The organism is Paenibacillus sp. FSL R10-2748, from assembly GCF_038005565.1.
In the GTDB taxonomy this organism is placed as follows: domain Bacteria; phylum Bacillota; class Bacilli; order Paenibacillales; family Paenibacillaceae; genus Paenibacillus; species Paenibacillus polymyxa_B.
In genome coordinates this window covers 414,538-434,109 of the sequence record NZ_JBBOTK010000001.1, presented here as the reverse complement: position 1 = coordinate 434,109, position 19,572 = coordinate 414,538, and the positions used below count along the sequence as shown (strand labels likewise).

Sequence of the window (19,572 nt, the reverse complement as noted above, 5' to 3'; positions counted from 1 at the left end):
AAAACAGGTAAGAAGCATAAACGGAGGTTACAAACGTAATGGACATGAAGAGTGTATTTCAACGCCCGCCGCTGGCGGACTGTGTACCCGAGCTGGTGGCTACAGCTAGAGGGGAGCGCAAGGCATCGCTGGTGATCCGCGGAGGAACGCTGGTCAATGTGGTATCGGGCGAATTGCTGCCAGGCATGTCTATTGCTGTGCAAGGTTCTCGTATCGCTTACGTCGGTAGGGACGTCAGTCATACGATTGGAGAAGACACCATAATCATTGAAGCCGAAGGCCGCTATATGGCACCGGGGTTACTGGACGGACATTGTCACATCGAAAGCACACAGCTGACCGTAACTGAGTTCGCTAAGGCTGTACTGCCGCTGGGAGTGACGGGTGGTTTTTTTGACCCGCATGAAATTTCCAATGTACTGGGTCTAAAAGGGCTTCGTCTGATGCTGGACGAAGCACGTACGACACCGCTGGCTGCTTACATGCAGGTGGCTTCTTGCGTGCCGTCCACAGGTCCGGAGCTGGAAACGACGGGTGCCTCCTTCGGCCCGGCGGAAGTCGCAGAGGCGTTAAGCTGGGGCCCGGATATGATCGGGCTGGGCGAAGTCATGAATTTCCCTGGTGTCGTCTATGGAGACGATGTGATGATCGGGGAAATTCAGGCCACGCTGCGCGCGGGCAAGGTGGCGGATGGCCATTTTACATGGGCCTCCGATGATTGGCGTCTGCCGGTCTATGCAGCCGCGGGAATTACGGGCGATCACGAGTGTGTCACGCCCGAGGATGTAGCCGAGCGTATCCGGCTCGGCATGTATGCCAAGATGCGGCAAGGCTCCGCATGGCATGATGTGGCCGAGACGATCCGAGCCAGCACGGAAATGGGTCTCGACACGCGCCGCATGATGCTGGTAACGGATGACCGCAGCGCAGAATCCTTGCTCCATGAAGGACAGATGGATTTCGTCGTGCGTCATGCCATTGCACAGGGCGTCAAGCCCGTAACCGCGTTTCAGATGGCCACGCTGAATACGGCAGAGCGCTTCGGCGTGGCACGGGATATCGGAGCGATCATTCCGGGTGCGATTGCCGACATTATTTTGCTTGATGGCCGATTGGCCGAAGTGAATGTGACGGCTACCATCGCAGCGGGCCAGCTGGTGGCCGAGCACGGTCAAATGGTCGCCGATTGGGACGGCTTCGTTTATCCTGCGGAAGTGATGGACACCGTCCATCTGGGGCGAGAGCTGAGTGCTGCAGATTTCCGCATTGCGGCTCCAGTACAGGAGGGGGATGTACCTGTACGAGTGATTCGTGTTACGGAAAATCACGTGGACACGAAGGAAGTGCGGATGACCGTTCCGGTCCGTAATGGAGAAGTCACGGCAGATCCTGCACAGGATTTGTGCAAAATAGCCGTTTTCGAGCGCCATCATGCCAGTGGCAGTCACGCGGTTGCACTTGTAACAGGTGTAGGCTTCACCGAGCCGGCTGCGATTGCCATGACCGTCGCGCATGATAGCCACAACTTGCTCGTCATTGGTAATGATGACGGGCTCATGACCCAGGCGGCGAAGCAGGCTGTTGCCCTGCGTGGTGGCGTGGTCGTCGTATCCGCCTCGGGTGAGACGCGCTTCCCGCTGCCTATCGCCGGGCTGATGTCCCCAGCTCCGTTTGCAGAGGTGGCTGCGCAGTCCGAAAGTATCAGCCGGGCGCTTCAGCAATCCGGCTGCATGCTGAACAACGCGCTGATGACACTGTCACTGCTCGCACTGGTCGTTATCCCTGAAATCCGTCTGTCGGATCAGGGGCTTGTCGTGATCGGAGCGGATGGCATCCGCAAGGTATCTCTTTTCGTGGAAGAGGATGCTGCGGAAGTCTGATAGAACACGTCGCTGGGGGTTGTCCTGCAGGTCTGACCAGACCTGAGGGATAACCCCTGTTTTTCATATACGAAGCCAAAAAAGTTATCTTCGATTCCTTTATAAAAGTCAAGGAGTGGTGAGCAGATGCATCCCTGTTATCGTTCATTAGAAAAGATGGCTCATCAAGCCTCGATTATAGAGCAGGATTGGAACAGGTTTGTAGAGCAAACCCATGTGAAGCATATTCAGCAGGGAATTTGCCTTTTATCTTTTGGAGACGAAAAAAGTGTAATAAGAAAAAATCACATTATACAGTTGTATTACTTATAATCTTCAGAAAACCGTTCTTCCCAGCGGTAAACATTAACTGATTAATGGATTTTCTTGCGGTATCGTTAAACAAATACCACTTATCTTTCGATACGTCATGAACTAAAATCTCTGGATATTCTGTTGAAAGTTCAGATGGAACAGGACTAATTAAAGAATAAATATCAAAACGAACTAAGCTTTTCCCTTTTTGGTCTAAGAAATCATATTGTGCATTTTTATAATAAGACCCAAATGTGTCAATAGTGAAGCTCCAAGAGTAGTTTGCAGGTGCTTCAACCTTTTCACCTATGTTTTTTGCAAAAATATTATAAATGGTTTCATTAAATGCATTTACATTAATTTGCTGAACTACGCCGCCCATAAACATATGGTATTCATATTGCAATGCTTTTACTTGTACACCGTCTATGAACAATGGTTTAGTATCAATAGTCACTGCAAAGTTGTTGTAATTGACATTACAGCCAAACGTCTCTGCAATAAAACGAAGTGGAACATATATGCGATTATTTTTCGTGTATGGTTTTACATCAAGCAGTATCTTTTCTCCGTTTTTTTTCGCGGTGCTTCTATTTATTGCTAATTTCACTTTCATATCGCTTTTTGCGAGAATAACCTCGGAATTGGACCACTCGACGCTAGCCCCCAAACTTTCACTAATAACACGTAGAGGTACCATTGTGCGTTTGTTCTTCATTTCGGGCTTCACATCGGATGTAGTAGTCACACCGTCAACTTTGATTTGATTTTCTGCTGCATAAGTAGTGGACGATGAAATAAATAAAAAAATTGTAAGAAAAGCCCCAAAGAAAGCTTTTTTCATAAATGATTGCTCCTTTCTTGGTTAAATTTATTGCACAGCAACTTTACCCCATATTAAGACGCAACTGGATAAAGATCGTTGCGCTGTCCTGTCTGTTAACTTAACGTAACAACCAGTTTGTACTATTCAATTAACTTCCTTCATTTACCAATGGAAAATTTCTAACCTTCCCGGGGAATTATGTCGATAACATTGAATATTATTCATAAAATTTATCAAAGTAAATCCTTAGGGGGAAAGTTAATGAGAATACAGCTAAAAGTTGCGATTTCTCTAGCATGTTTAATGATGTTTATAGGTTGCTCAGCCTCACCAGTATCACAGCAGACGACCAAGATTACACTTTTGAATTCCAAAAGTGAAATAAAAACTCAGTTAGAAGAAGTAGCAAAACAATACAATCAAGAGCACTCTGAAGTATCTTTGGAGATTATTACCGCTCCTGAGGGGACGTCTGCATATCAAAAGCTGATGTCGATGTATGGCTCAGGAAGTCCCGCTACCATGTCGATGCTGGATCCTGGGGATGCTCAGCAATTTCTGGATAAAGCCGTTGATTTAAGCAAAGAAAAGTGGGTAGCTGATACGATAGAAAATGGACTTGACGCCGTTAAGAAAAGTGATGCTGTGCTGGGGTTTCCATTTGCAGTGGAAGGCTACGGATTAATTTACAATAAGAAAGTGCTGGACAAAGCAACAGGTGGGGCTTTTGATGCTTCCTCGGTAAAAAGTAGAAGCAACCTGAACTCATTAATGGCTAAGATTCAGAAGACGGGAGTAGCACCGGTCATGCTTTCACCAATGGACTGGTCTCTCGGCTCTCATCTTTTAGCTTTATCTTATTCTGTTCAGCCTGGGGGTTTTCCGGAGTTTGTTAAAGGTATGCAGGATAACTCCATAGACATGTCCCAAAACAGTGTGATGTCTGGATGGGTACAAACTTTAGACCTACTCAAGGATAACAGCATCAATAAGCATTCGCCTTTGGACAGCACGTATGACGATGGAGCTAAAGCATTAGGAGAGGGAAAAGTGGGGCTTTGGTTTATGGGCAACTGGGCTTGGGCGGGGATTAAGAGCAATGATACAGCAAATGAGGAATACGGTTTTTTGCCCCTTCCGTTAAGCGATAATACGGATGACCCTAACAATGCTAAGATTACAGTCGGTGTAACAAAGTATATTTTCATTGACTCCACAGCTACCACACCTCAGGAGCAAGAGGAAGCAAAGAAGTTTCTGAACTGGCTGGTATACGACAAGTCCGGACAAGATTTTCTTGTAAACAAGGCTAATACGGTACCCGCGTTCAAAAATATTGATTTAGAGCCTGCCGATCCTTTGGGAAGATCAATCAAGTCGTATATCTCGAGCGGAAAGACGCTGCCGTTTATGTCAACCCTTCCACCTGATCATGGGGCCATCACAGGAGCATCTATCCAAAGCTACATCAGTGGAAAGATAGATAAGGCTGAGCTGTTGCGCCAAATACGCATATATTGGAAAGCTCAGCAGTGATGACACGAGACCAGTCACGGGAGGAAGATAAAGATGTTTAAATTAACGTTAAAGAAAAAAATAATTAGTGCAGCGCTCATACTGGTTATCGTACTTTCCCTTTCAAGTGTTATAGGCGTCATTAAGATGTCGGAAATGGGAGAGGCTTCTGACAAGGTAAATAACAGGTCTTTACCCGCGGTTATTCTTCTTCAGGGTATGGATAAGCAGATTACAGAAATCGATAGACTCACCGTTCGATTGATACTTGAAGAGGATGCGGCTGTTCGCAGCACTTATCAAGAAGAACTAACCAAAGCTACTGCTTCAATGGATAAGAGTGTAAATGAATATCAAAGTTTAGCCTCTACGGCAGAGGAAAAAGAACTGTTCACCAACTTTTATGGTCAGTGGGCAATGTATCTTCGCCATCTCAAAGTGGTTTCCGCTGCCATGGAAGAAAACGACAAAGTGATGGCCTACATGATCATTCATGGAAATTCTTCTATTTATAAGGCAGCATTAGATGATGTAAATAAACTGAAGCTACTTAATGAGCAGTACGCTACTGATGCCGCTAATCAATCGAGTCAATCTTACCATTCAGGTAGAATTTTAATGATTTCTCTGACGATCATATGTACGATACTTGGAATCATTGGTTCTTTTTTACTGGCTCAATCGTTCACTAAGCCCATATTAAAGATAGCGGAACAGATAAAGCTGGTAACGAGGGGGGACCTGCAAGTGGAACCCCTTAGTATCCGATCAAAAGATGAGGTCGGGGAACTGGCATCCGATTTTAATGAAATGTGCGATTCACTGCGTAACCTTTTAAAAGAAGTCGTGGATAACTCTCTACTGGTTGCCTCTACAGCAGAACAGTTAACGGCCAGTGCGGAACAGACAAGCATCGCTACCGAGCAGATAGCTATAAGTGCCACTCAAGTCGCAGAGGGATCTCAGACACAGCTTGCAGATATAGCTGAAACGCTGAATTACACGGTAGACGTTTCTAAAAGTGTAGACAACATAACCAATCGCTTTGTTCATGTGGCTAATCTCACAACCCAAGCACAAGAAAAAGCAAACAACGGGAAAACCCGAATGTCTTCGACTGTCTCCCAAATAAGAGATGTGCATACCAAGGTAACTCAATCCGCTGAAGTGGTAAATATTCTAGGCGAAAAGTCGGCGGAGATTAAACAGATCACAGCTATGATCAGTGATATAGCAGCCCGAACCAACTTGCTTTCACTAAATGCGAGTATAGAAGCTGCAAGAGCGGGAGAGCAGGGAAAAGGGTTTGCGGTTGTTGCTTTTGAAGTACGCAATTTGTCGGCACAAGCAAGTGAAGCAACAGGCAAGATCTCTTCTCTGGTCAACGAAATTACCTTAAGAACAAACGAAGTCGTGCTTTCAATGAACGAAGGTGTTCAATCTCTAAATGAAGGTATGATGCTTGTCGAAGGTGTCGGTAACGTCTTTTCTGAGATTGTAGGTGCCGTTGAAGAAGTGAGCGGTGAGGTGGACACTGCGGCTGTAGAAGCAAGATCTGTAAATGAAGGAACCGTTTCTATGGTGGAATCTATGAGAAAAATTGCTGAAATCTCCGAACGTGCAGCCGATTCTACTCAAACAGTCGCAAGCGTGGTCGAGGAAACTACCGCTTCCATGCAGGAAGTGTCTGCAGGTGCTAACATGCTTGCCAAGCGGGCGGAAGAGATGAATCAAACGGTGTCGGTATTCAAGATTTAAAATAAGCTTCAAATTAACTGGAGTTAAGAGCGGCAGCCTTGGACGAGAAAAACAAGTCCTAGACTGCCGCTGTTCTGTTAAGCTCAAACCATTAGATTACGAATGAACTGCTTCAGCTTTTTTGTTTGCTCTTTTCAAATCTTGTTTACGGCGTTCCTCCAGATACCGTTCCCCATTCTTCTTGTCTGCTGTCAGTGTAAAGCAGGATATGATGGTGAACAGGCCTGCAATGGAACCCAGAATTACATAGGTAATCGGGAAATTTAATACTTCATACATATGCCCCACAATGGGCGAGAAAATGGAAACCACCAGGGAGCCCATAAACAAATACAGCAGGTACATGGTGGAGGACAGGCGCTGGTCAAAGTTAACGGTAATATATTTGAAGATGGCTACCAGAATAAGCGGTTTCTCCAGGGAGTGAATCATCTTCATTGCAGCGACCCATATGGAACCGAATGGCAACGAAGAGCCGATAATACGCAAAGACATAATCGACCCGGCAATAATTAATGCCCATTTGGCGGTCGTTTTGTTTACAAACCAAGGGGTAACGAAAAGGAACACAAATTCCAGGAAAACTTGCACAGCGCTCAAATCGCCAAGGAATTGATTTCCTTCCGCTTTGGAACTGAACTGCGATACGAAGTATGTGGCAAACTGTTGGTCATATACCTCATAAATTTGGGTCACGCCAACCATGAATAGCATAAGAAACCAGAACTTTTTGGTACGTACGAGATGCAGTACATCAATTAGCTTCAACGATTCTGTTTTCTGCTGCTCCTGTCCGGAAATTTCGACTTTGGTCAGGAAGATGCAGATCATGGCAACAATGGCAGATACCGAGGCGATCCAGAAGGTCAGATTTACATTGATATTGATGACCCGTCCAGCAACAAAAGTAGCCGCCGCCCATCCGAGCGAACCCCACATACGAACCCGTCCGTATTCAAAGCCATATTTACGCGAAACTTTGTCCATATACGAATCGACGACACCGTTACCTGCATTAAACACCAGGCCGATAAATAGCGCACCAACAATGGCACCAATGACGAACTGCGTTTGAAGCAATGGACCGTACACATAGATAAAAAAGGGTCCGACGAGCAAAAGGATTGTAAAGAGTATGTACAGCAGATGTTTTCTCAAGCCCAGCTTGTCAGATAAGTAACCGAACAGGGGCTGCATGATCAAGGCGACGATTGAATTAGCCGCGTATAGAAATCCCGTGTAGGTTTGTGAAATTCCCAGGCTTTGTCCCAGCCAAATGACAAAAAAAGACATGGCGGCAGACCATGTAAACAGATAAGCGAAGTTAAAAATACTCAAAGACCAATAGTTGCGTTTTGCCAAATTCATCATGTTTAAGCACCCCTTTAAATTGTAGCGGCTCAAATTGTATACAACGTCAATATGCATTGTCTGTACTATTAATTGTAAGGATTATTCAGATGCTTCCATAGGGCATTTTCCCAAGATTTCCTGTACTTATTACAATCAGTTGATAATTCGAATAAAACAGCCGATCCTGATATGGATTAAATATGGTAAAATATACAAAACAGATTATGTATTACTCTTTCGAACAGAGATGAAGAATGCGTATGATTTTAAAGAAATCTAACATAGCGAACGCTTGAGAGTTAACTCACTTTCTTTATCCAAAAGCAACCAGGCAGCTCTTGATGTAAGCGATATGACGGTAACATGAGAATATGCTGTTACATGGGTGTTTGAACTAATTAAAAACTTTTACGAGACCTACCAGGTGTGTGTAACTACATCTACGTCTTGTAAGAAATAAGTCCTAAGTGTAAAATTCCCTTATAGTTCATTAAGCTCACTAAGTAGGAGGAGAAACATAGGGTAGCATCATAATTGTAAAAGCAAGGGGATGAAGTGATTCATTTTGCAAGTACAAAGTTACTTGAAACAGTGATCGTATATAGAGTATTGTGTAACGACGAGTTAAGACGAAACCCACTCACCCTAAAGGCACAGGTTATCACCCTACACTAGTCAGAAGGGGGGAGCGGATGGCTGTCCCTGATTGGTGATGGCATTTAGATCGAACTGAGCATTATTTGTGAAAAGCACCAGATTACATACTCTAGGCAATCAGATACCGTTCTTTGGATGCAACATGGGCTACGTCCCTATTAACATGTATTATACAAATTAAAGAGAAAACGAATAAAAACAAAATGTTGTGAATTCGTAGTTGGAGGATTTATTATGTCGAAAAGTGTTTCTTCGTCCTTTATTATCATTATAGGATCAATGCTATTTGCCTTATTTTTTGGTGCAGGGAATCTAATCTTTCCACCTATGCTTGGGCAAATGGCTGGAAAGAATGTATGGATAGCCAATGCAGGTTTCTTGGTTACTGGAGTTGGCTTACCATTACTAGCCGTCACAGCCTTTGTTTTTTCGGGCAAAAGCAATTTGCAAACTTTAGCGAGTCGTGTACATCCTGTATTCGGCATTGTCTTTACAACTATTCTTTATCTAGCCATCGGGCCTTTATATGCAATTCCTAGAACCGGTAGTGTGTCATTTGAAATTGGAGTAAAACCTTTTTTTTCAAACAATGCAGATCATCCTGTCGCACTTTTTGTATTTACTATCCTTTTTTTTGCAGTTGCATGTTTGTTATCACTTAATCCTACAAAAATTATTGATGTAATCGGAAAGTTTTTAACACCCATTAAATTGACATTCATTGGATTACTTGTGATTGTAGCTATTATTCACCCAATAGGAAAGTTCCAAGAACCTGCGGAGGGTTATACATCGAATGTCTTTTTCAAAGGCTTTCAAGAGGGTTATTTAACATTGGACGCTCTTGTAGCCTTTATTTTTGGAATTATCATTGTGAATGCAATTAAGGATAGAGGAGTTACTTCCAAAAAAGAGTTGATGATCATTTGTGCCAAAGCGATAGCAATTGCGGTTATACTCTTAGCTTTTATCTATACGTCTCTTTCATACATGGGAGCTTCTAGCGTTGAAAAATTGGGTGTTTTAGGAAATGGGGCTGAGGTGTTAGCTAAGGTTTCCTCCTATTATTTTGGATCTTATGGTTCTATTCTATTAGGCTTAATGATTACAGTAGCGTGTTTAACGACAAGTGTGGGGCTTATCACTTCCTGCTCTTCCTTTTTTCATGGATTATTTCCAAAAGTCTCTTATAAAATAGTTGCTCTCATGTTATCTATATTTAGTACCCTTGTAGCTAACATAGGTTTAACTCAGCTCATTAAGGTTTCAACGCCAGTATTAATGGCAATATATCCTATTGCTATTTCTCTGATATTTTTAACTTTTTTACATCCCGTATTTAAAGGAAGGTCAGAAGTATATCAAGGCAGTTTGATATTAACTTTTATCATTAGTTTATTTGATGGCTTGAATGCTGCTGGAATAAAAATTAATGTAATTAATGATTTTTTCACTCATCTTCTTCCATTATATAATGTAGGGTTAGGGTGGTTAATTCCCTCTGTTTTAGGAGGCGTAGCTGGCTACATATTTACTAAGTTAAGAGGAAGAAAAATAATTTTAGTACTTATGAAGCCCAAAAAAAATAAATGATTTATCCTATGCATATTAGTCTGTTATATAAGGGACAGCAAGCGCCTGATCTGCTTCGTGCTGCTTACGGTACTGCGAAGGGGTCAGGCCGTTCCATTTTTTAAAGGTCGCAATAAAATAGCTTAGATTGTCAAAACCAACATCCAGCGCAATATCAACCACTTTGCGATCACTTTGCTCCAGTAACCTGCAAGCCTTTTGAATCCGATGATAGTTAATATATTCTACCGGGCTTTTCTGAACCATCTGCTTAAAAAAACGGCAAAAATGCCCCTCACTCATTCCAATCTCATCTGCGATCTCCCGTAAACGTATAGGCTCATGAGCATGACTGTTAATATACACCAGCGCTTTTTTGATCCGTTCAACTTTATTGCGTTGCCCTGCCATAATCACATTCTCTCCGTTAGCGGGGGTCATGTGTGGGTACAGACAGGCGATCATGCTATAGAGCTGCGCCTTGGTCGCCAGTTCACGGGCAGGCGCATTCTGCTCATGGCTGGTGATAATGTGTCGCAATGCAGCCAGCACCTCTTGCTCCCAGGGCTGCACGCCACGAATGTGAGGGGGAGGGACAAGCTTTTTACTGATAAATGGGTCAATAAACTGCGTTTGCACCGTATCCTGCGTGCGGCTGTGCAGCATGTCGGGGTGAAACACCACCGCAGAAAATACGCAACGAGCGCTTTTTTGTAAATAACCTGCGTGAAGCTCGCCGCTGTTGACAAAAAGAGCTTCACCTTCGTTCACCTCCGTATAGACCATATCCGTCTGAAATATGGCGCTCCCCTGTTCCACTACGATAAACTCCATCTCCTCATGCCAATGGGACTCCAGTACACTATTTCCATTTAGCTGCTCTACGCTCGGATATACGCTGACCGGATACATGGGATTGCCGTGAATTCGATTTTCCCGCAACATTTCTCTTTGCATTTCTATGACTCCTTTTCCGCAAACTGATTTATATATAAAACATCAAAATATTGATACAATACGTCAAAATAAAAGAAGTAAACCCTTACATAAATCAATATTATTATAGTAAGGATTTCGAAAAAATCCAACAAGCGATTTGGGATTAAGAAAATAAAGATTGAAGCGGAGGAAGAAACAGATGAAATTTACTGATGGCTATTGGATGGTTCGCAAGGGCTATGAAATACAAAATCCTGCTGAAATCCGTGATATTGTGACGGACGATGCTTCCATGACGGTATATGCAGCCACCCACCGGATCGAGCATAAAGGAGATACGCTGAACGGAGCGTTGCTGAAAGCGACCTACAGCTCGCCTATGCCGAATGTCATTCAGGTGCGTCTGAACCACCATAAGGGACGGGTGCATCAGGGACCGAATTTTGAAATTCACACCTTGCCAACAGAGGTAGACATTACGGTGGATGAGGACGTAGCGGTACTGAAAAGCGGCGATCTGAGTGTGCGAGTCGGCCGTGGGAAGAGCTGGGATGTAGGCTTTTATGTCGAGGATCGCAAAGTCACAGGCAGCGGACATCGGGGACCAGGCTATATTACAGACCCGCAGGATCAGCCTTTTTTCCGGGAACAGCTGGAGCTGGGCATCGGTGAGTACGTATACGGACTTGGAGAGCGTTTCACTCCATTCGTAAAAAATGGCCAGGTAGTTGATATCTGGAATGAAGATGGCGGGACTAGCAGTGAGCAGGCATATAAAAACATTCCATTCTATCTATCTAATAAAGGGTATGGTGTGTTCGTCAACCATCCAGAAAAGGTATCCTATGAGATTGCATCGGAAAATGTATCAAAGGTTCAGTTTAGCGTCTCCGGCGAATCGTTAGAGTATTTTATTATTGGTGGAGCTAACCCTAAAGAAGTACTGGACAATTACACCAAGCTGACGGGTAAGCCTGCATTACCACCAGCCTGGACCTTTGGTTTGTGGCTGACCACTTCGTTCACAACAGATTATGATGAAGCGACAGTGAACCATTTTGTCGACGGGATGGCTGAGCGGGATCTGCCACTCTCGGTATTCCATTTTGACTGCTTCTGGATGAAGGAATACCAATGGTGCGATTTCCAGTGGGATCAAGACATGTTCCCGGACCCGGAAGGCATGCTGCAGAGATTGAAGGCAAAGGGTCTCAAAATTTGTGCATGGATCAATCCGTATATTGCGGAAAAATCCATTTTGTTCGATGAAGGTATGGAGAATGGTTATCTGGTCAAAACCGCCGATGGCAGCGTGTGGCAATGGGATATGTGGCAGGCGGGGATGGGGCTGGTTGACTTCACGAATCCGGCTGCAGTCGCCTGGTACCAGGATAAGCTCAAGGTGTTGGTAGATCAGGGGGTGGATTGCTTTAAAACTGATTTTGGCGAGCGCATCCCTACCCATGTGGTATATCATGACGGCTCTGATCCAATGAAGATGCATAATTATTATACGCATTTGTACAACAAGGCTGTATTTGATGTGCTGGAGGAAAAGCTGGGTAAAAATGAAGCCGCGTTATTTGCGCGTTCCGCTACAGCCGGGGGGCAACAGTTCCCGGTTCACTGGGGCGGAGACTGCTCGTCGACGTATGAGTCGATGGCGGAATCCTTGCGAGGCGGTTTGTCGCTTGGTTTGAGCGGCTTCGGCTTCTGGAGCCATGATATTAGCGGCTTTGAGTTAACGGCTGCGCCGGACGTGTACAAACGGTGGGTACAATTCGGGCTTCTGTCCTCTCATAGCCGTCTGCACGGAAACGAATCCTATCGCGTGCCCTGGCTGTTTGATGAAGAATCAGTCGACGTGGTGCGCAGTTTTACAAAACTCAAATGCTCGCTAATGCCATACCTGTATCCTTCTGCTGTGGAATCCTCAGAAAAGGGACTGCCGATGATGCGGGCTATGGTATTGGAATTCCCGCAGGACCCAACCTGTGCAACGCTGGATCTGCAATACATGCTGGGGGATTCCATTTTGGTAGCCCCGATCTTTAATAAAGAAGGCAATGTGCAGTATTATGTACCAGAGGGTAAGTGGACAAATTTACTTACGAATGAGAGCGTGTTAGGTGGTCGTTGGGTTAACGAGCATCATGATTTTACAACTTTGCCTGTGCTCGTGAAGCCGAACACACTTTTGGCAATCGGTCATGAGAACAGTCGTCCGGATTATGATTATGCTGATCAAGTGGCGCTTCATTTGTTTGAACTTGGTGAGGGGCAACAGGCTCGAACGATTATCGTGAATACGTCAGGTGAAGAAGAGCTAACGGTTACTGCTAGCCGCAAGAATTCTGTCATTACGGTGAAGGCAGAAGGTGCTGTTAAACCATGGTCGATAGTCCTGCGCGGTATCCACGAGGCTGTTCAAGTGGAGGAAGGCAGTAGCCAGTCGGGAGAACAGGGTGTAACCATTACACCAGCTTCCAGCGGACAGCAAGAGCTTACTATTCACTTGGGCTAGGTAAGGCGCTAGAAAGTGGATGAAGTATGTCATAATGTAGCGATTATATGCAAAAAAGGGCTTGCCTGATCCAATAGGCAAGCCTTTTTTGATGCAGATTTTTGATAGAGACCAGTTGCAACTTTTAGCTTTGGTATTTATTCCCATTTATTCTGCTGGAGTAGCAGCGGTACAATATACTGCCGGAAAATATCTACAGGAGTCCTTTTCTTTTTAAATCTATCAGCGGTAACGACAACAACCATGTCATACGACGGGACGACAACAATATATTGCCCACCAAAGCCGAGAGCGTAAAAGTAGTCTGTTTCAGTTCCTATCTCTGTTTCATCTGAAAAGGAAGAAGTCCACCAGTGCCAGCCGTAAAATGCCTTTTGTGGTTTGGCAGCAGGAAGAAACGGACGGGTTGAATATCGGACTGTCTCTGTTTGGATGATCTGCCGTCCTTCCCAGCCTCCTTGGTTCAGATAAAGCCGCCCGAATTTGAGCATGTCCATCGGCCTGAGATGCAGTCCGAATCCACCCGTATGAGTACCCTGAGGATCGGTTTCCCAATGATAGCTTTCGATACTGAGCGGTTGGAATAATTGCTGCTCGGCAAATTCAGCAACTGTTTGTCCAGAAACATTACGTAGTATGGTGGCCAAAAGTTGAGAACAGCCAGAACTGTATTCCATTCGCGTACCTGGCACATCCGATAATGGCTGTGAAAGCACAAATTGCACCCAGTCTGACGTTTTGCTCATGGTAGGAAAAGAATTTTGTCCGCCAAATTCCGTCCAGTTAAAGCCTGCGGACATCGTCAGCAGATGTTCAATCGTAATATCACGCTTACGAGAATCACTATCTGTGGCCAACTGGGGAAAGAATTCGAGGATCGGCGTCTCCGGTTTCGGTCCCCGTTGCTGGTCCATAGCGATACTAACTAATGCGGAAATCACGCTTTTGGTACAGGAATTTATTTTATAGAGTTCATTAGCAATTTGAGGTTCACGATAGTAATTCATGATCATGTTACCCTGCTGCTCAATAAGGCAGCTGCGGGTTTCCAATTCGTTAAGCACGTGAATAAGCGGTTTTAGTTCCAGACTTTTCATGCAGATCCTCCTTGAGGCTTATGGCATAGCAATACATAGTATATCATTTTAATAGTCCGAAATTCGAAGAGTACAAACTGAAAACAGTTCATTTACTAATTTTGAATTTTTTTGTTCTTTGATATTAAAAAAGATATATATGTTCACTGAATAGACACAAGTATATTTAAAAATCTATACACTTTTTCTGTTTCATTCAAAAAAACAATCGAATAAAACGATATATAGTAAGTTGGACATTTTATTCAGAAATAACTGGGGGACCGATTCATGAATTTAACAATTAAGGCCAAAATGATTCTTAGCGCGATACTGATTCCGAGTGTGATTGCAGCTATGCTGCTGACCAATTACATTTTAAGCGTACATAGTGAGAATGAGTACAAGGATATTATGAATCGTGAAGAGGCTATTGCGTATAACTCGAAGTCTCTTCAATTTTTGTTAAACGGCATATCTAATGATGAGCGGGCATATTTGCTAACTCGTGATGAACAGTACGGGCGAGAGATCGGAAACAAGCAAAGTGAAGTTGCAAAGTTGCTACAGGAGACAGAAGCTCTGCTTAATACAGGTAATGAGGATTCTAAGAAAAAAATGACTGATCTCAAGACGGGGATTAATACTTACATGAATCAAGTTCATCGTTTACTGACTACAGCGGGGTATCAGAGTACAAGAGACGATGCTTTCCCGCCATTTTCTGATTTGCTCGATGATTTTGAAAACGAACGGGTGTTGCGTAAGCAACTTGATACCAAGGTAGTAGCCTTTGTCAAAGCTCAAGAAGATATGGTAACGGTGAAAGTACAGCAAGCGCACCAAACGATGACGAATACATCCTTGATTACGAGTATTGTAGGACTTCTAGTTATCATTTACAGTATTGTTCAATCCATCGTTTTGATTCGTTCAATTCGTCCATTACACCATATGAATGAGCAGCTGTTGGAAATGTCTGAAGGTGGGGGAGATTTGCGTAGCCGACTGGATATTACGTCCAAAGACGAAATCGGTATGATTGCAAGCTCCTACAACAAGCTTATTGAGGGGTTCCGCAGTATTATAGTGGATGCTCAGGATACGGCGCGTACATTAACCGTAACCGCAGAGCGGGTTAGCGTAAGTACAGAGGAAATGAATCAGGCCAATCGTCATACTTCCAGTGTAATGGAAGAGCTAGCGGCTGGTATGGAGCATCAGGTCGATGATATTACACAAACTACAGATACCGTAAAAGAGCTAGCCCACGAACTGGAGCATATTGCAGCTACGAGCCAGCAGGTGTATGAGTTGTCTGATACAGCCGCTAAAGATGCAGAAGCAGGAGAACAATCTATAGGTCAGGCTATGCTTCAGATGGAGAAGGTAAGCGAAAGTGTAGACAGCTCTGCACGTGCTGTACGTTCACTTAGTGAACAGGCCGAACAGATTGGCATGATCGGAGCTGTTATTACTGGGATAGCCAAACAGACAGGAATGCTGGCGCTCAACGCGTCGATTGAAGCGGCAAGAGCCGGAGAGCAGGGCAAAGGATTTGCAGTTGTAGCCTCTGAGGTAAGAAGATTGGCCGAGCAGGTATCGGTTTCAGCAGCAGAAATCACACAATTTGTGCAAAATATTCAGGAGCATGTTGAAAATGTGGCTTCCAGTATGCAGACAGGGACGGTTGAAGTGCAGTCTGGCGTAAAGGTTATGCAATCCGCAGAAACCGCATTTCGTCAGATTGGAAGTTCCATTCAACTGGTCAGCGAACAGATTCACAGTGTAAATCGGTCTGTAGAACAGATGTCCGGCGGTTCCGAGCGAATGGTGGAAGCGGTGGAACGCATACGTGAAGTAGCAGAGCAGTCGGCAGGGGGAACCCAGAGCGTCAGTGCGGCAGCTGAAGAGCAGCTGGCTTCCATGGAGGAAATTGCATCATCTATTCATACACTGGCGGATATGTCGCAACTGCTGAATGCAAGGGTCGGTGGATTTAAAGTGTAACCGCATAAATCCCCACCAATGTAAACACAATAACATCTGTTGAACGAATCAGAACAGCTGTGTTATTACTTTTGCAAAGGTGGTAACGGGATGCAACAAAATAAAGGGAATCTGCTTGCGTTAGGTTCCATCCCGCTGATGATGACGCTGGGTAATTCCATGCTGATTCCTGTTTTACCGGAAATCGGACGTAAGCTACATGTAAGCTCTTTTCGGATTAGCATGTTGATTACAGTATATGCGGTAGTGGCCATTTTACTGATACCGATTGCGGGCTATCTCTCCGACCGATTTGGCCGTAAGGCGGTGATTGTTCCCTGTCTGATTCTGACTGTGATTGGAGGGGGGATTTCTGCGGCGGGAGCATGGCTGCTTCACGATTCGGCAGCATACTGGACCATTATTGGAGGCCGTCTACTTCAGGGTGCGGGAGCGGCAGGGGCTTTTCCTATAGTCATTCCGCTTGTAGGTGATCTGTACGAGAACGAGGATGAGGCCAGCAAGAACCTGGGCGTAGTCGAGACCTACAACACATTCGGTAAAGTGTTAAGTCCGATCCTCGGTGCCGCGTTGGGAGCAGTTCTATGGTTTTTGCCATTGGCAGTAATTCCAGGTCTCTGTCTGATTTCGCTCATTTTGGTGCTTTGGCTGATCCATGTGCCCAAACGTAAGAACCAACCGATTATTTTTCGAGAGTTTGTGGGAAATGTGAAGCGGGTGCTTGCTGAAAAAGGACGCTGGCTCTATGCTATTTTCGCTATGGGCGGTATTTGTATGTTTGTCATTTTTGGCGTCTTGTTCTATTTATCCGACATACTAGAAAGTCGTTACAACCTCCGTGGAGTCTGGAAAGGTTTTGTGCTGGCCATTCCGCTTATTTCCCTCTGTCTGTGCTCTTATGTAGGAGGCAAGATTATCGGCAAGCACAAAAAGCGCATGAAATGGATCGGTTTCAGCGGTTTGACCATATTGACGATCAGCTTTGCCATTCTCGGATTTTTTCAACATATTTATGCGGTGATTGGACTGTTTACGTTAGGGGGCGGCGGAATTGGGCTCGCACTGCCTTGTTTGGACACCCTGATTACGAAGGGAATTGAAAAAGAGGAGCGCGGAACCATTACTTCATTGTATAGCAGCATGCGCTTTGTCGGGGTGTCGCTAGGTCCTCCGGTTGTTTCCTTGCTGCTGGGCAGCAGTGGACATGGGCTGCTTTTTGGCGTGATGGCCGCTGTGGGGGGCATTGCAGCTCTACTGATGCTGTTTGCGGTCAGACCCAAGCAGGATGAGCCAGCGGATGACACATCCACTGACCGTAAAAATGTAAAGGAGGAGCTGACAGGCTTGTCCCGAGAAAAGCCTCTTTCTCCCAAGCTAAGACACAAAACTCCTGCGAAATAAATGAAAAGGCACCCGTTGTCCATGAAACTATGGCAACGGGTGCTTTTGATTATAAGCAGTTATAAACTAAATGTATTTGAAAACAATAGCTTTACCCATTGAGAGAAACATGCGATTTAGGCTTACGGCTTGCGATGATTTGTATAACATAGATCAGCAAAAACAGTACAATAAACAGCGAGGAAAGGCGGTACATCCACGCATAATCACTTGCTTTGGCAATAATGCCAAGTATAAGCGCACCGGCTGCAACCCCGAAATCGAGGGAATTGAGAAACATACCATTTGCCATGCCTCTTTGTTTAGGAGATACAATCTGAATCATCCAGGTCTGCAGGGTTGGCTGCATCACACCAAATCCGATACCGTAGCAAAGAGCCGACACATACATGAAATCATCACTGTGCGCGTAGGAAAGCAGGAGCAGACCGCCAATTAAAAAGAGGGAGCCGGGGATGAGCAGTGCTTTTGCTCCTTTTTTGTCATAAATACGGCCCGAGAAGGGACGCACAATCAGCACGGAAACCGCATTAAACAGGAAAAAATAGGCCGGGTGCGCCAGATTTGCTTCATTTCCGTAAAGCGCCATAAAGCTGAGTAGCCCACCATATGTGATAGACATCAGCATGTTCAGTAAGGCGGGAATCCACAGTTTACGGTTAAATGCCGGTTTTCGCCCCTCTTCCAAAGGAATCATAGGGGGTTCGATGTGCCCCTTAGGTAATGTACGAATGAGCCAGTGAGCCAAAGGGAATATAACAATAATGACAGCTGCTGTCGTATAGGCGAGCAGGTTAAAGCTCCCGTATTGCAGCATTGAGATGCCAATGGTCGGCCCAATCGACATCGCTAGACTGGTGGATAAACTAAAATACCCCATTCCTTCACCAAGGCGCTTGGACGGGATGACGTCAGAGGCCATCGTTGGAAAGGCCGTACTGCTCATACCGAAGCCGATCCCGAATAACATCCGCATGAGCAGAAGCACTGTAATCGTCGGCGAAACACTGTACCCCAGCGTTCCTGCCAATGCAAACAGCAGCCCCACGAAGATCAGAGTGCTGCGATGCCCTTTTTCCAGCATACGGGCGGAAAAGAGCCGTGCCGCAATCGCACTTAAAGCAAATAAAGTGGTAACGAGACTAACCTGAACGGAACTAGCGTGGAATGTATTTTTCACATAAGAAGGAATAGAGGATAGAATCATCTGTAATTCCAAAAACAAAAATAAATTGGAAACCGTAAGAACAATAAATTCCTTGGTCCAAAGAGGTTGCTTGCCTTGTTGCATATTAATCGTTATCTCCTTGTTTTTCTGATTCGGTCATGTTGGCGTGAATTTGTAAAAGAGTCTGGCGGAATTGCTCCAGATCGGCTGAGGAAATTCTTCTTACAAAATCGTGATTGGCATCATATTCAATAGGAAGAATCTCTTTTACAAGCTGTCGGCCTGCTTCAGTCAAATGAAGTAAATAGGCTCGACGATCCTGAGGGCTATTCACACGCCGTACCCAGCCCTTCTTGTCTAATAAATCAATAATTCGAGTCGTGGTCGGCTGGTCCTTCACGGCCTTAGCTGCAATTTCTTTCTGATTTAAACCCTCAGCCTGATAGATTTGGTACAGAACCGACCATTGCTCTGGGGAAATATCATAAGGCTTGAGACGCTGCAAGAGCTGCTGACTCATTTTGCGGTGAGTAATCCCGAGCAACATCCCAATGGAACAATCGGGAGGCAAGTTATTCATAAGGTACTCCTTTCTGTTT

At 44.9% G+C, this 19,572-nt stretch carries 13 protein-coding genes; 7 read left to right on the top strand and 6 right to left on the bottom strand.

Annotation, left to right across the window (positions count from 1 at the left end; genetic code table 11):
- The first annotated feature begins 38 nt into the window (after positions 1-38).
- A complete protein-coding gene (locus NSS66_RS01990) occupies positions 39-1,880 on the top strand; it encodes an adenine deaminase (protein WP_068940600.1) in 1,842 nt (613 codons plus the stop codon).
- Positions 1,881-2,169: 289 nt separating this feature from the next.
- Here the strand turns inward: NSS66_RS01990 and NSS66_RS01985 are convergent, their stop codons facing one another.
- Positions 2,170-3,018, bottom strand: coding sequence for a copper amine oxidase N-terminal domain-containing protein (locus tag NSS66_RS01985; protein WP_053325201.1), 849 nt, complete (start codon positions 3,016-3,018; stop codon positions 2,170-2,172).
- Between the two features lie 243 nt (positions 3,019-3,261).
- On the opposite strand from NSS66_RS01985, the gene NSS66_RS01980 reads away from it, so the two are divergent.
- Together NSS66_RS01980 and NSS66_RS01975 are read left to right on the top strand one after the other, a co-directional pair.
- Positions 3,262-4,536, top strand: a complete 1,275-nt coding sequence (locus NSS66_RS01980; RefSeq protein WP_023988107.1) for an ABC transporter substrate-binding protein — start codon at positions 3,262-3,264, stop codon at positions 4,534-4,536.
- Positions 4,537-4,569: 33 nt separating this feature from the next.
- A complete protein-coding gene (locus NSS66_RS01975; protein ID WP_340958370.1) occupies positions 4,570-6,273 on the top strand; it encodes a methyl-accepting chemotaxis protein in 1,704 nt (567 codons plus the stop codon).
- Between the two features lie 96 nt (positions 6,274-6,369).
- Here NSS66_RS01975 and NSS66_RS01970 read toward each other — a convergent pair whose 3' ends face one another.
- Positions 6,370-7,644 (bottom strand): oligosaccharide MFS transporter, encoded by a 1,275-nt coding sequence (locus tag NSS66_RS01970; protein ID WP_034095014.1) that lies wholly within the window; start codon positions 7,642-7,644, stop codon positions 6,370-6,372.
- An 873-nt stretch (positions 7,645-8,517) separates the two neighbouring features.
- Here NSS66_RS01970 and brnQ point away from each other — a divergent pair.
- Positions 8,518-9,876 (top strand): branched-chain amino acid transport system II carrier protein, encoded by a 1,359-nt coding sequence (gene brnQ / locus NSS66_RS01965; RefSeq protein ID WP_076294896.1) that lies wholly within the window; start codon positions 8,518-8,520, stop codon positions 9,874-9,876.
- 15 nt (positions 9,877-9,891) lie between these two features.
- Here brnQ and NSS66_RS01960 read toward each other — a convergent pair whose 3' ends face one another.
- The gene (locus tag NSS66_RS01960) at positions 9,892-10,812 is read right to left on the bottom strand and encodes an AraC family transcriptional regulator (RefSeq protein ID WP_340958368.1); all 921 of its coding nucleotides are present in this window, start codon (positions 10,810-10,812) and stop codon (positions 9,892-9,894) included.
- 181 nt (positions 10,813-10,993) lie between these two features.
- On the opposite strand from NSS66_RS01960, the gene yicI reads away from it, so the two are divergent.
- Entirely contained in the window at positions 10,994-13,318 is a 2,325-nt protein-coding gene (yicI, locus tag NSS66_RS01955) for an alpha-xylosidase (protein WP_316243557.1), read from the top strand.
- Positions 13,319-13,455: 137 nt separating this feature from the next.
- On the opposite strand, the gene NSS66_RS01950 is transcribed toward yicI, so the two are convergent.
- Positions 13,456-14,415 carry a serine hydrolase domain-containing protein gene (locus tag NSS66_RS01950; protein ID WP_340958366.1) on the bottom strand — a complete coding sequence of 320 codons (960 nt, stop codon included), beginning with the start codon at positions 14,413-14,415 and terminating at the stop codon, positions 13,456-13,458.
- A gap of 270 nt (positions 14,416-14,685) precedes the next feature.
- Here NSS66_RS01950 and NSS66_RS01945 point away from each other — a divergent pair, with 270 nt between their 5' ends.
- Both NSS66_RS01945 and NSS66_RS01940 read left to right on the top strand, forming a co-directional pair.
- Positions 14,686-16,404, top strand: a complete 1,719-nt coding sequence (locus tag NSS66_RS01945; protein ID WP_340958365.1) for a methyl-accepting chemotaxis protein — start codon at positions 14,686-14,688, stop codon at positions 16,402-16,404.
- Positions 16,405-16,494: 90 nt separating this feature from the next.
- Positions 16,495-17,805: an MFS transporter gene (locus NSS66_RS01940; protein WP_076294893.1), complete on the top strand. Its 1,311-nt coding sequence runs from the start codon at positions 16,495-16,497 to the stop codon at positions 17,803-17,805.
- Positions 17,806-17,896: 91 nt separating this feature from the next.
- Here the strand turns inward: NSS66_RS01940 and NSS66_RS01935 are convergent, their stop codons facing one another.
- A complete protein-coding gene (locus NSS66_RS01935; protein WP_071558903.1) occupies positions 17,897-19,096 on the bottom strand; it encodes an MFS transporter in 1,200 nt (399 codons plus the stop codon).
- A gap of 1 nt (position 19,097) precedes the next feature.
- The gene (locus tag NSS66_RS01930; RefSeq protein WP_023988117.1) at positions 19,098-19,553 is read right to left on the bottom strand and encodes a MarR family winged helix-turn-helix transcriptional regulator; all 456 of its coding nucleotides are present in this window, start codon (positions 19,551-19,553) and stop codon (positions 19,098-19,100) included.
- Positions 19,554-19,572: the final 19 nt, after the last annotated feature.